3 protein-coding genes are annotated in these 15,251 nt (G+C 42.0%); all 3 read left to right on the top strand.

Translation table 11 applies throughout. The features are described from left to right. Window positions 1-43 precede the first annotated feature (43 nt). The 3 genes from E1163_RS22155 to ectB all read left to right on the top strand — a co-directional run bounded on the left by E1163_RS22155 (window position 44) and on the right by ectB (window position 15,200). On the top strand, window positions 44-5,800 hold the full coding sequence (locus E1163_RS22155; RefSeq protein ID WP_221418065.1) for an SDR family NAD(P)-dependent oxidoreductase: 5,757 nt from the start codon (window positions 44-46) through the stop codon (window positions 5,798-5,800). A gap of 76 nt (window positions 5,801-5,876) precedes the next feature. Further along, window positions 5,877-13,808 carry a non-ribosomal peptide synthetase gene (locus tag E1163_RS22150; protein WP_155174656.1) on the top strand — a complete coding sequence of 2,644 codons (7,932 nt, stop codon included), beginning with the start codon at window positions 5,877-5,879 and terminating at the stop codon, window positions 13,806-13,808. 99 nt (window positions 13,809-13,907) lie between these two features. Beyond that, window positions 13,908-15,200 carry a diaminobutyrate--2-oxoglutarate transaminase gene (gene ectB / locus E1163_RS22145; RefSeq protein WP_155174655.1) on the top strand — a complete coding sequence of 431 codons (1,293 nt, stop codon included), beginning with the start codon at window positions 13,908-13,910 and terminating at the stop codon, window positions 15,198-15,200. The last annotated feature ends 51 nt before the right edge of the window (window positions 15,201-15,251 follow it).

The following is a 15,251-nucleotide window of genomic DNA, read 5'->3' as shown; positions in this document are numbered from 1 at the left end:
TGCTAAGAATACGGACAGGCTGAAGCAGTATGCTGAAAAACTGGTGAGATACGTACAATCAAACGGAGTATCAGAAACTCAGTTATCCGATACCAGCCTGCACGAAAAAATACGCAAATATGTAACAAGCAAAGTGGCTGGAATAATGGATGTAAATGAGCAGGAAATCGATGTTACTGCTGATTTCGTTCACTATGGTGTTGAAACACTTCATTTAATTCAGATCGCCAGGGAACTGGAACAACAGTTTGATATTTCTGTGTCGTTCGATATCGTTTTGCAAAGCAAAAACATTCAGCATCTGGTTGACAGATTTATCGAACACTGCAATAAGACAAATAACATTTCCATAGCTGTCGATAATAAGTCTGAGAATACGGTTGACATCAACTTTGAAAGTCTTGCTTATACCTTGCAGACCGGTCGAGAGCCTATGGAGAGCAGACTGGCTATCATCGCAGCTTCTGTTGAGGGTTTAAAAGTTAAATTGACACAGTGGCTGGATAATCCTAATAAAGCAGAGTCCTCTTATGTAGGACAGGCCACCGCTTCTCAGGATATGAAAGCACTATTGGCAGGGAAGTCGGGAACTGAATTTGTGAAAAATGTAGTACAAAATCGTGAGCTGGAGCAGTTGGCAAAATTATGGGTATCGGGGGTAGATATAGACTGGCAGGCATTTTATAATAGACCTGTAAGAAAATCAAGTGTGCCAACATACCCATTCGATAATAAAAAGTACTGGGTGGCCCCCAATACCAACACGTTACCATTGTATGCTAAAAGTACGGGTGCACCTCGCCTGACAGCATTAATTGATAGCAATAAATCCTCGTTTGACGGACTTTGCTTTTTCAAACTGCTGAAGAGTGACGACTATTATATTAATGACCATAAGGTTAAAGGTAATAACCTGTTGCCGGGTGTCGTGTATCTTGAGATGGCTCGTATGGCGGGTGAACTTGCCAGTAAGTCTGAAAGAGTTATTGGACTAAAAAATGTGGTATGGGCTAAGCCTGTAGCTGTCAGTCATCAACCTGTAGAACTCAATATTCACCTGGAGAAAACTGAGCGTGACATAGCGTTTGAGTTTAGTACAGGGGACAGAATGGAAAACCTGCATGCGCAGGGAAAAATTTTATATGGAGATAAGTCAGTTGCTGATCATTATTTGGATATAAGCCAATTGAAAGACCAGCAGCAGGGTACCATCCTGCACGAGGCCTTTTACGAAATATTTGAGCAGGAAGGCTTCGAATACGGGGTAACTTTTAAGCCTATTCAGCAAGTATGGTATAGTGAGCAGGAAGCCCTATCCAGAATTGAAATTCCAAAGCAATTGCTTGGTGAATCTGGTGATTATGTTCTGCATCCTTCATTACTGGAGGGAAGCCTTCAGACTGCAGGGGTTTTGGCTAATCAGAAACTGGCAGGCAGCAGAAAATCGTATATTCCTTTTCAGCTTGAAATACTTAAAATGTATGATAGCTCACTGCCTGAGCAGTTATATGTATATGTAAAGGAGAAGACGGGTAAAGGTGAAGCAACCAAAAAGTTTGACATCCAATTATTGAATGATGAAGGGTTGGTTGTATTGGAAATTTTCAATTATACAGTTAGGCTACTAGGGGGAGAAGACGCCGGGAATGATCAAATTGTGTATTTGAGAAAAGTATGGAATGAAACCTCTCTTCCGACAGCTAAGATTGAAAACAGTAATTCACAGAAGGTATTGCTTGTTGGAGGTGACCAGGCGTTGTACACTACTATTCAGCAGCATATGCCAGGCACTGATATGCACTGGGTATGTGAAGAAGGAGTGAATGATCATCCATCATCCGGTTATTGGAAGGTTGATCAGTCTGATCGGGTAAATAGCTTTAAATCTCTGGCAGATAAATGCTTGAAGGAGTCTAAGGTAGTCGATACTATTTTATGGGTAGGTAATGATGAAGGAGATGCGTTTGCGGATTTATTTAGTTTCTGTAAAGCACTCTCTCAGGGTACACTCACGCATAAAATCAATATGGTTTACGCATACCAGCGAGATATTACGAAGGTACAGGCTGACCATGCTGCCATAGGTGCATTTGCTAAATCTCTGCAACTGGAACAAAAGCACATCAAATTAAAAGTGGTAGAATGGCACGAGGACAATAACGTGCCTGAGGCATTGCTTAATGAACTCTTTGCCGGTGATTTTCCTGGAGAGATCCGGTATGATAACGGAAAGAGGTTGGTAAAGGAGCTTCGGAAATTCGAGCTTTCTAACGAAGAAGAAACCATTTACAGGACAAACGGAACCTATTTGATTACTGGAGGAACAGGAGGGGTAGGAAGCTTGGTAGCAGAATATTTAACTACAAACTATCAGGCGACAGTGATTGTAACGGGTCGTTCGGCACATAATGATAAGGTTCAACATGCGATTGATAGCAGAATACACTATTACCCATGCGACATTACAGATAGAAAGCAGGTTGAAAAGCTTTTGCAGTTCGTAGCACAGAAGTTCGAGAATCTGAACGGTATTATGCATTGCGCCGGAGTGATAAAGGATGCACTTATGATCAATAAAACGATTGACGAGGCACTTCAGGTAATAGCTCCAAAAACATCTGGCACTATACTACTGGATGAACTTACCAGTCATTTGAACCTGGACTTCTTTATGATGTTTTCGTCTATTTCAGCCGAGTTGGGCAACATGGGGCAGGTTGATTATGCCTACGCTAACAGTTTCATGGACTATTATGCCCAATACCGGACTGCGTTGGTGACAGCAGGTAAAAGGTCGGGTAAAACACTTTCTGTTAATTGGCCGCTATGGAGGGATGGAGGTATGAAAATATCTGCTCAGCAGGAAGAATGGATGCTTAAATCATTAAAGATGAGACCTTTGGAGTCTGAGGAAGCATTGAATGTCCTTAAGGTATCCTTTAACACCAGTGAATCAGATATTATGATTTACCCTGGTAATCCTGAATTTTTATTAAAAACCAGAGCTAATACTTCCGGAACTTCAAATACAAAAGAAGTACACAAAGTATCTGTCAAGGGTGATCGGGAAATAGTGAAACAATTACAGGGTGAATTACTGAGTATGGTATCTGCTATATCTCAGATAGATGAGTCTGAGCTTTCGGTTTCAGTAGGTATTCAGCAGTTTGGGTTTGACTCTATTACATTAACAGAACTTTCAAATAGCATCAATAGCAAATACGGCTTATCTACTACACCGGCACTCTTTTTTGAGGTAGCCGAAGTAACGGTTGAACAATTATCACAACACTTATATAATGAATATACAGATGAGTTAGGAAGCTATTACTCCGGTACGATTCGGGATGAGAAGCCGGTTGAGGAAGAAAAGGTAGTCACGGAAAGTGTATTTTCTGAAGTATCACTAGCTTCTATACGTCATTCAAAAAGCATAGAAGAACAACCAGCGAAAAACAATAGAAACTCATCGCCGTCTACAGAGCCTGTTGCTATTATAGGAATCCAGGCTCAGTTACCTCAGTCAGGGGATGTAGATGAATTTTGGTCGCATTTGGTTAACGGAAGCAACTTAATAGAGGAAGTACCAGGAGAGCGTTGGAAGTGGCAAGACTTCTATGGTAATCCTTTTGAAGGAGACCTGACCTATTGTAAATGGGGAGGATTTATTCGAAATGTAGATAAATTCGATTCCTCTTTCTTTAACATTTCGCCTAATGAAAGCAAAGCTATGGATCCGCAGCAGCGCTTATTCATGCAAAATGTATGGAAGACCATAGAAGATGCAGGATATAAACCATCAGACTTTGCAGGTTCCCGAATGGGCGTATTTGTTGGGGTGAGTAGTTCAGAATATGCAGAATTGCTGGCAAAGGCAGGAGAGGGATCAAGTGTCCATGCCTCAACTTCAAATGCACATTTCCTCATTCCTAACCGGATATCTTATTTTTATGATTTCAGAGGGCCTAGTGAATCCATAGATACAGCTTGCTCAAGTTCTACAGTAGCCATACACAATGCCGTTAAAGCCATACAGTCCGGCTCATGTGAAACTGCGATTGCAGGAGGAGTAAATCTCCTGCTTTCACCGTACAGTTATTTGAACTTTAGTAAAGCAGGCTTATTAAGTAGTAATGATCAGATTAATACATTTGATGAACGTGCCGATGGATATATCAGAGGGGAAGGAGTGATCTCCATACTATTGAAACCATTAGCTAAGGCAGAAGCCGATAAGGACCATATATATGGAGTAATCAAGGGTAGTGCGGTAAATCATAGTGGTAAGGGATATTCTCTCACAGCCCCTAATGCAGAAGCTCAGGCTAATGTGATGATAGAAGCATATGAATCAGCCAATGTTAGCCCTGATACTATCAGCTACATCGAAGCTCATGGAACAGGCACTGCTATTGGAGATTCTGTAGAAGTAAATGCTTTTAAAAGTGCCTTTAAGCGAATATACCAGCAGCAGGGAAAAACTCTGCCTGATCACCCTCAATGTGGTATTGGTTCTGTAAAGCCCAATACAGGTCACCTGGAGGCAGCGGCAGGAGCAGCCTCTCTGGTTAAATTGCTCATGGCGTTCCGTCATAAAACAATACCGGCTACAGCAAATTTCAATACGCTGAACCCTCAAATCAGGCTGGATAAGTCACCGTTTTATATCGTAGATAAAACAGAACCATGGAAGAGTGATCACTCAGCGCCACGAAGAGCGAGTTTACATTGTTTTGGAGCCGGAGGTACTAATGCGCACCTCGTGCTTGAAGAATATGAGCAAATAATACACTCAAATGAAGAAGACACGGTACCGCTTTTTGTGTTTTCTGCTAAAAACGAACAAGCTCTTCATGATTACATGAATCAATTTCTACGGTTCCTTGACGGCGTTGATCATATCAATTTGAGTGATATGGCTTATACGTTGATGGTAGGAAGAGAGTGTATGGAATCAAAAGTGGCAGTACTCGCGGATAGTAAACCCATGTTAATGCAGGAGATTACTAACTACCTCAATGGTGAAAACACAGAAGCCGTGTTTACCAGCAATACAGAGGAGCGTATCTCTGATGCTGAAGTGGCTCATGCTATTGAAGCTTCAGACTGGTCCGCACTGGCAGCGGCATGGTGTAGTGGAGCATCGATTGACTGGTTATCCATGTTCACCGATTCGAAGTCACGTGTCTCTTTACCTACCTATGCCTTTAGAGAGGTAAGTCACTGGATTGCAGGAAATTTTGATAGTGCTGCGAAAAAAGAACCCGTAACTGAAGTTAGCCAAGAAACTATGGTGAATCATCAGCACGAGGTTGAAATAAAAACAGCGCCTGTTGAAAGTGAAAACGCTGTAACTGATGAAGTACTTCATACAAAACCTGATCAGGCGGTAACGAATTACTTCAAGCATAAGTTTGCTCAGATGCTGGGTATTGAACTGGAGGTTTTGGATGAAAATGCCACCTTCCAGGCCATTGGGTTTGATTCCATCTTACTTACAAAGTTGAAATATGATATTGAGAAGGAACTTCAACATCCCTTCCCGCTATCTCTGTTTGCAGAATGTCATACAATATCGGCTCTTACTAAAGGGCTGACTGAGGATGCTTCCCTGCACGCTTTGGTAAACAGTATTCTGGCTTTGGAAGAAAAGGATGGAGGGCATAGCGCGAAACCCGAAGATGTGGAGACTCTGACAAAAATAGAGGAGTACATAGGATGCTTGTCAGATGACGAGTTGAATGAGCTTTACCAGAGGATACTAAAAGGAGAGACAGTGTCCGACAATGGTCTGCATTAATAATATTATTAGAAACAACAAGTAGAACAACAAATTATGCGCATGTCGCTGTACATGGTCGTAAACACAAATTGATATGGATCAAGAATTATTTTACCAGCTTTCGAAGGAAGAAAAACAGGAGTACCTCATTGGACTTGTTGAAAGTATGAAGGGCAAAGGAAGAGAAGAAAAGGTACAGCAGCAGGATCGGGTTGCCTACCAGACTTCAGGAGAGCCATTCCCTTTGAGTGATATTCAGGAATCTTTTTTCTCAGGGAGGTTCCTTAGTAGAAAAAGTGATTATGTAGGGTGTCATATATATTTTGAGTTTGAAGATTCTTACCTGGATACGGATCGCTTGCAGTTGACCTGGAATAAACTGGTACAGCATCATGATATGCTAAGGCTAATTGTAATGGGCAATGCAACACAGCGCATTCAGGCGAATGTTGAAATACCACCCTTTCAGGTCTATGATCTCTGCGATAAGCCCGAAGGGCATCGTGATCAGACATTGAATGAGTTACGTAAACGACTTTCACATAAGGTATATGAACCGGGAGACTGGCCACTTTATGAAATTGCGATCACTCATCTGCCGCAGAACAAATCAATAATACATTTAAGCATTGACGAGTGGATTACCGACGGGTATAGTATGAGCCTGTTGTTGAACCAATGGTATAATCTGTATAAAAATCCTGCCAGTGCATTGCCGGCACTAAGTTATTCTTTTAGAGATTATGTGCTGGAAACCAAAGCTTTGGAAAATACGCCGAAGTTCCAAAAGGACATGGCCTACTGGAAATCAATGAAGATTCATAACGGTCCAGCACTTCCTTACAGAGAATCTATGCCCGCAAAACCTGATGGACAGCAATGCTACTACCGCAAGCGCATACACAAGGTGCTGGAGGCAAAATACTGGGAGTCTTTGAAGGAAAAGTGCCTGACCATGAATGTAAACCCTACGGCATTGTTGCTGACTGTGTTTACCGATACATTGGCCAGGTACAGTGGTATTGATCCGTTTTCAATCATTCTTACCTTATTTAACCGTCAGCCTCTGCACCCGCAGATTGATGAGGTAGTAGGTCCCTTTGTTTCCACTAACTTTTTTAATGTTTACCCACAAGCAGAAAAAACTATAGCCAGCAAAGTGCAGGATAACCAAAGGTACCTGTGGGATCTTCTTGATCATGGCTCAGTAAGTGGTATACGTGCTTTAAGAGAGTCTAGAGAGAAGCATGCGGCCTCGCATTTGTCCGTTCCCATAGTGTTTACCAGTATGATCAATAAGTCAGGGTCGGCAGGTAAAAATAGCTGGCTCGAAAAAATGGGATACTCTATATCACAGACCCCTCAGATATATCTTGACCATCAGGTATATGAGTATAATAATGAGTTACACCTCAATTGGGATGTAGTGGAAGAAGCTTTTGAACCCGGGATATTGAACGAGATGATGGATGCATATTATCAGTCACTATCAAACCTGGCTATCGGAGGCTTGCATATGACGAGCAATGATCTTTCTTCGGATATTGCCGGGGCGACCTCACAATTATCACCTCCATCGTCTGTGTATTCATTGTCTTCTCTGCAGCAATCATACTATGTAAGCAGGAAGTATGGAGAGATCGCGCTGGTCTATCAGGAGTTTGAGATAGAGCATATTGATGTGAATCGCTTAAAGCAGGCATGGCATAAAGTAATCCAGAGACATGAAATGCTACATTCTGTTATTACGAAAGATGGAAACTTCCAGATACTTGATAGTATACCGCATTACCCCACTATCGTGGAAATGGACTGGAGCAACCTGGGGAAAGAAGAGCAACTCAATAGCCTTCAGCAGATGCGTAAGCTGCAAGCCGAGAAAAAGTTCGATTATGGTAAATATCCATGGTTCTCATTATCAGTAAGTCTTACAGGTTCCGGTAAAGCTACTCTACATTGTTGTTTCGATGGAATAGTTGGTGATGGGCAAAGTATTTCCAATATATATAAAGAGCTTTTTGAACTATACGAACAGCCTTCAAAAGAGCTGCCACCTGTTGAATATGGCTATTCCCGCTATAGAGCCCGTGTTGATAGTCTGCGCCAGAGTGCTCAATATGCTACATCAAAAGCTTATTGGGAGAATAAATTGAAAAAGATTGTCCCGGGACCAAACCTGATAGAACAGAAAGCAGGGGTGCCTCATAGACGTCTTACAGGAATATCTCAAGATTGGGCTGCACTGAAAATGAAGGCGAGGCAATATAATATTACAGAGGATACCCTGCTGTTTTCCCTATATGCGTTGGCCATTGGTTCAATTTGCAAAGAAGAACGCTTTTCGATAGTCTATGTCGATTGGAAGAGGTCGCCCATCCATAGTCCACTCGTAGGAGATTTTTCATCGTTATGCTGGGTTGAAATTGACCGTAAGGCGAGTGACCTGGTTCAGTTGATGCAGCGTTGTGACAATGCTATCAGGCAAGATATGGCAGCTAAAACCACCAACGGCCTGGAGGTACTTGGAAGGCTTATTTATCAAGGGCATAAGCACCTTACCTTTCCGGTGGTTTACACCAATATCATTGATCAGACCAATGAAGGTAAGTTTGAAAACATCACTCCCGGGTATGGCTTTTCAATAACACCTAATGTACTGATAGATAATATGAGTTTTGTGCAAGGCAATGAACTACATTATTGTTGGGATGTGCCTGAGCATAAGGATTCTAATGAATCTGTAGAAGAAGCTTTCCGAAAGTATGAGCACCTGCTTTCGATGCTATGTCAAAATGATGACTGGACTAATATTTCTCCCTGGAAGCAGTTTAATGCAGGAAATACCCAAAATGAGTATGTAGAAAGCAGCACTCCGGTAGAAAGTTTTAACGCCAATACGACAAGTGATACCGTGTTGGAAATGCTCAAACCTTTGAACCTGGATAGTAAAACTATTCAGGGGGAGTTTGAGGCGCAGGTGAACAAGCACCCCGAACGTGTGGCACTCACATTTGAGGGTAACGAGATGACTTATGCCGCGCTCAACAAGCGAGCGAATCAACTAGCCCGTTACTTGCAGAAGTTTGGTGCCGGGCCGGAAGAGAAGATCGTGGTTTGTATGGATCGGTCATTTGAAATGATTGTAAGCATCATGGGTGTGTTAAAGAGTGGAGCAGCCTATGTGCCACTTGATCCCGCACTTCCGGAGGAAAGGCTGGGCATGATTCTGGAAGATGCCAGACCTATTGTAATTGTAAGCACAAGCGAGCACAGTAATAAGCTTTTTAGATCTTCCGGCAAAATAATTAATTACGACCTGGATGTTTCTCTTATTGAGAATGAGGATGGTGCTAATTTACCGGTTCAATCCAACGGCGGTAACCTGGCGTATATCATCTATACATCAGGTACCACGGGTAAGCCTAAAGGCACGCTCATATCTCATTATAATGTAATAAGGTTATTCTTAGCCACTCAAAACTGGTTTCATTTTAATGAGAAGGATACCTGGACATTGTTCCATTCATTCACTTTTGATTTTTCTGTTTGGGAGATATTCGGAGCATTGCTGTACGGAGGAAAGCTGGTAGTAGTACCCTATGCAGTAAGCAGGTCATTTGATAGGTTTTATGACTTGTTGTGCCGAGAAAAGGTAACAGTCCTTAACCAGACACCAACGGCATTTCGTCAGTTATGCAGGGTAGAGGAGCAGAAGATGGCACACGATGGTCTGGCGCTCAGGTATGTGATCTTTGGCGGTGAAGCCTTAAACCTTCAACACCTGCGTTCATGGATTTCACGTCATGGTGATCAAAAACCTGAATTGATCAATATGTATGGCATCACTGAAACGACCGTACACGTTACCTACAGACGAATATTTGAAGCGGATCTTGATACCAAGGAAAGTCTGATTGGTATGCCCATACCCGATCTAACTGTGCATATCCTTGACCAAAACAAAAGGCCTGTACCTCATGGAATGGAAGGAGAGATGTATGTAGGTGGGCTTGGGGTAGCCCGGGCTTATCTTCACAGATCTGAACTTACAGCTGAACGATTCATTCCAAACCCATTCACCAGTCAGGAGGGAGCAAAGCTTTACCGTACGGGTGACTTGGGTAAAATGCTCAGCAATGGAGAGATTGCATACCTTGGGCGTATAGACTCTCAGGTAAAGGTAAGAGGCTTTCGCATAGAGCTTGAAGATATAGAAAGTGCGATTAACAGGCATGAGAATGTAAGTGAAGCCGTAGTGGTGATTAAAGAGGCAGATACTGATCCGCAGATTGTGGCCTATGTAATTCCTAAACAGCATGAGATGACCCCGGAAAAGGAATTACGACAGTTTCTGAGGAAGATATTGCCAGACTATATGGTGCCAACCTCGATAATCAAGATCGATGAATTCCCTCTTAACCATAATGGAAAGTTGGATAAAAGTAAATTACCCTGGAAGGTTCCCGTGAAAAATGCTTTGGCAACGGAAGATGCTATTAAGGTTCTTTCAAGACCCCTTTCCGGGCAGCAGGAACTGATCGAGATCTTCAGGAATTGCCTGTCAGTTGAGGAGGTTAACCCCGAAGATGACATTTTTGATTTGGGAGCAACATCCTTAAGCCTGATTTTGATCACCCAGGAAATAAAGGAAAAATTGGGTGCTGAAGTGCCTATGGAATTATTTCTGGATAGAAGCAAAGTAGGAGATATCATTTCGGATATAGGTTATGATGCCGGCAATTCAGCATCCGAAGATATCGTCGACCAAACAGGTACGGATATATTGGACTCAGTACAGACCGTTTTTCAACAAGTACTCAATACGGATCAGGTATCGGCAGACGATGACATTTTCGATTTGGGATGCACTTCGTTGACATTGATTTTTGTAATTGAAGAAATCAAAAAAACTCTGAATGTTGAATTACCTATCGAAACCTTTTTAGATCACACAACCATACGTGGCGTGGCAGGTTGCGTAGAAGCGAATTGCACTACATCATCTTCAAATGGTGTACAAGTGGCGAAACAGAGTGGATACAAACCCGAAGATAATTCAAGGCGTGAGACAGTATCAGCAGTACCGTTGATGTCAAAGTCTTTTAAGGACGAATATTATCTGTTCACTGCACCACAGTATGATTTTGTTCAAAAGGAAATACCAGGTATACTGTTTTCTGAGTTTATGGCATTACTGCGTCAGCATCAACTTGGAGAAGAGTCGAAATATTTATACCCGTCAGCCGGGGGTAAAAATTCAGTGCAAACCTACATTCATGTAAAGCCGGGAAAAGTAGAAGGAGTGAATGGAGGCGTATATTATTACCACCCTGTCGAACATCAACTTTATGAGATCAGTGATGGCATAGCCAAAGGAGTAGACATTCATCATCCGGGGAACCATGAGTTGTATCAACAAGCTGCTTTTCAAATATTTTTTGTTATCCAGCTTGCGGCCATGACTCCCATATACATGGGGTATAGTCAGGAGCTGGCTACGCTTGAAGCCGGTTACATGACACAGCTCCTGTTGAGTCGTCAGGCTAACTTTGGTTTGGGGGTATGTCCGGTTCAGGGGGTTGAATATGATGCCATACGTGGAAACCTGAAGTTAGAAGAAGAACAAGTTATTGTTGAGTGCTTGTTTGGAGGAATTGTGGATTATGAGACTTACAAACGTCAGCCAGAGTTATACAATACCGCTCGGCTTAAACACGAACTGACGGGTCAGTTTAAAAATATAGATGCTCATTTTACGAGAAAGCCACAGTACAGAGATTTTGCTGAAATAGTGCGTATCCATGGTCAGAAGCAATTTAATCCGCTTTCTGAAGAGGAACAGCAAGAGCTTCTCAGTAAGCAACTTCACTTGAGAAAATTTGACAGCCCGGTACAAAGGGTGCCTTTGAAGTCCCGCTACTTTACAGAAAGTGAATTAGCAACAAGAGCGACGCAACGCGACTATGTTCGTGAAACCATCTCTCTGGATTCATTTTCAAACTTGCTTCAATATATGTCACAAAGACCTGCTGCCGCAGGGTCTCCGTCTTTGTACCCATCGGTGGGTAGGTCATACGGAGTGAAATTTTACCTGTATCTGAGAGATCAGGCAGTAGAAGGTTTAGCAGAAGGAGTATATCATTACAGCGCTGAAGCACATACTTTGCGTAAAATTAATGACTTATCCGTGCCTTTGGAGCATTGTCATTCGCCGTTTAACTTAGTCACTTGTCGCAAGGCTTCTGTATTTCTGTTTTTAGTGGTTGACATGGAAGTGCTGGAAGCGGAGTTTGGAGCAAATGCAGCTACCTATGTCTATAAAGAAGCAGGTCATATTGGACAGTTGCTGATGGACCATCAGGCAGAATGTGATTTGGGACTTATGCCAGTGGGAGGGATGTCTTTTGATAAGATCAGTCAGGACTTTAAGCTGAAGTCGTCTCAAATGATGATCCATAGTTTTATGGGAGGCAAAGTGCACTACTCAGACAGAAGAAGCAGTGACCTTTCAGCGTCTTCACAAGAAGCTTTTAAATACCTTTCGCTAAGTGCTGTAAATAACAAGTACACTCTTCAACCGAGTCGTCAGGTGTTGCCGGAACCAGAATTGACAAAGGATTCAGTACCGGCAACAAGAAGTTACCCGTTGTCTTATGGCCAGCGATCGTTATGGTACATGTACAAAAGTGCGCCGGAAAGTTATGCCTATAATAGTGGATTTCATGTAAACATACTTTCTGCTGTTGACGATAAACTGATGTCTCGGGCTATACAGGCACTTGTAGATCAGCATGATATCCTGCGGGTGAGTTTTGAAGAGAATGATGGTGAGCCGGTTCAGATCGTTCATAAAGATTTCAAAATTATTCCTAATGTAATAGAAGCACAGGGCTGGAGTAATGAGCAGGTCACCCGTGCTATTGAGGAAGAGTACAAAAAACCTTTTGACCTCGAAAACGAGCCGATCATGAAGGTATATCTGTATCATCAGTCTGAAGAGTCGCACTATCTGTTCCTGAATCTTCATCATATCATTACAGATTACTATTCCACCAGTATGTTAATTCAGCAGCTACTGGATACTTACGCAGCTTTACTACATGGAGAGTCTCCTGATAATAATGCAGGTAATGTTCAGACCCTGAGCTATATGGAATTTGTCGAATGGCAAAAGGAAATGCTAACCAATGGTACGGGCAGTAAAATGCTTGACGAATGGAAACATTTGCTGGCTGATGAAGTGCCCGTGATGAAACTTCCTCATGACAACCCGCGGCCGGTAATATCTTCACAGCAAGGGGGGACCGTACATTTTGAGGTAAATAAAGAAGTGTATGAGAAGTTCAAATCAATAGCGAAGCAGGAGAAATCTACGCTATTTATGACCTTCCTTACTGTCTTTAGTGTTTTGCTTCATAAATATGTGCCGGATGAAAATGTAGTGCTGGGTACTCTGGCTACCGCACGAGGAGATGGTAAGTTTAACAAGACCCTTGGCTATTTTATCAACCCAATAGTGCTATGGTTAAAGTTAAACGAAAACATGAGCTTCCCGGAATTGCTGGGTAAAGTCAGGTCCACAGTATTCGACTCGCTTAAATATAAGGACTATCCTTTCCCTCTGTTGGTGGAGAAACTTCAGCCCAATAGAAACTCCAGTATCCCACCGTTGTTTCAGGTCACTTTTCAGTTTTTAAATTCTCAGATTGAAGATAGTTTCCGGGAAGAAGCCAAGTGGTATAAGCAGGCTTTGAAATTGAAGTCGTTTGAAATGCTGAGTCAGGAAGGACAGTTTGACCTTGAATTGGAACTCATGGAAGGACTAAGGTCCGTACGAGGCAAGTTTATGTTTGATGCGGACCTGTTTCACCAGTCTACTGTAGAACAGATGAGTCAGCACTTTATAGCTCTTCTGGAGCAGATCTCATCGGATCCTGGCTGTAATATCGGGGAACTCTCAGTATTAACAGATGCAGAAAGAGAAAAGAGGAAATCACTGAGAGATCAATTGAAGTTCAATTTGTAAGTATTTAATAATAATAAACCAAGTCTATAGTGTCATGCATCATGACTTATAGCGCATTTAACTTAAAGAAAGTCCAAACCAATAACCAGATTTAATAACATGTTAGAATTAGAAACATCATCGGTTTCAGTTTTTGAAAATTTGGAATCGAACGTTCGAAGCTACTGTAGAAGCTTCCCAATACATTTTTGTCATGCCAAAGGCTCATTACTTCAGGGCGAAAACAAGAAAGAATACATTGACTTTCTTATGGCGGCCGGTTCTTTGAACTATGGTCATAACAATGATTATATAAAGGAGCAGGTTTTGAAATACATTAGTAATGATGGTATCATTCAGGGGCTGGATATGTACACTCAGCCGAAAGAAGAATTCATCAGCTACATGAATGAAACCCTGTTGAAGCCCAGAGGTTTAGATTACAAATTTATGTTTTGTGGCCCCACAGGCACCAATGCGGTAGAGGCAGCACTGAAACTTGCACGTAATGTCACCAAACGAACAGGGGTATTTTCTTTTATGGGAGGCTACCATGGTATGTCCCTTGGCAGTTTATCTGTTACCAGTTGTGACTCTCACCGAAATGCTTCCGGAGTAGACCTTAATAATGTCACTTTCATTCCTTATGAAGATGGCTATTTAAAGAATTTTGATAGCTTGAATTACATAGAAGCACTTTTGAATGATACCCATTCCGGAGCGAGCAGACCAGCTGCCATCATTCTGGAAACTGTTCAGGCAGAAGGTGGTGTATTTGCGGCATCTAAAGAGTGGTTAGTTAGATTAAGACAGATCTGTGATAAGTACGAGATTATTTTGATTTGCGATGATATCCAGGTAGGGTGTGGCAGAACGGGTACTTTTTTCTCATTCGAGCGTGCTAATATTCAGCCTGATATTGTGATACTGTCAAAATCAGTGAGTGGTTATGGTTTCCCTATGTCCATGTTATTATTTAAACCTGAATTGGATATATGGAAACCGGCAGAGCACAACGGTACATTCCGCGGTTTTCAGCTGGCGTTCATTGGTGGTAAAGCTGCTTTGGAATATTACCATAATTCTAATCTTGAAGAGACTATGGTATCAAAATCAGCTAAAATAGAGCGTGTATTGCGAGATGAGATCGCTCCGCTGAATAGTCTGATAGAGATTAGAGGAATAGGAATGATTTGGGGAATCGATTTTGGAAAGTTCAATGACGTAAGCATTCCAGGAAAAATCACAAGAAGATGCTTTGAAAATGGCCTCATTATAGAAAGTGCAGGGCGAAAAGACACTGTTATCAAGCTGTTGCCTGCACTGGTGATAGACGATGAAACTCTTGATAGAGCATTGAAAATTCTTAAAGAAGCCATAGCATGGCAATTGGAGCAAATCACTACAAATTGACTTTAAATTAGTTTGTATGCCATTTGGAGTATGGCCTGCATAATGGTTTGC

The organism is Fulvivirga kasyanovii (genome assembly GCF_009711405.1).
GTDB classification, from domain to species: domain Bacteria; phylum Bacteroidota; class Bacteroidia; order Cytophagales; family Cyclobacteriaceae; genus Fulvivirga; species Fulvivirga kasyanovii.
The sequence above is the reverse complement of the archived record's forward strand: the minus strand, read 5'-3'. Positions and strand labels throughout refer to the sequence as shown.

Excerpts from the sequence above, each read along its gene's own strand:
- E1163_RS22150 (WP_155174656.1), top strand. The coding sequence starts at position 5,877 with ATGGATCAAGAATTATTTTACCAGCTTTCGAAGGAAGAAAAACAGGAG.
- ectB (WP_155174655.1), top strand. The coding sequence starts at position 13,908 with ATGTTAGAATTAGAAACATCATCGGTTTCAGTTTTTGAAAATTTGGAA.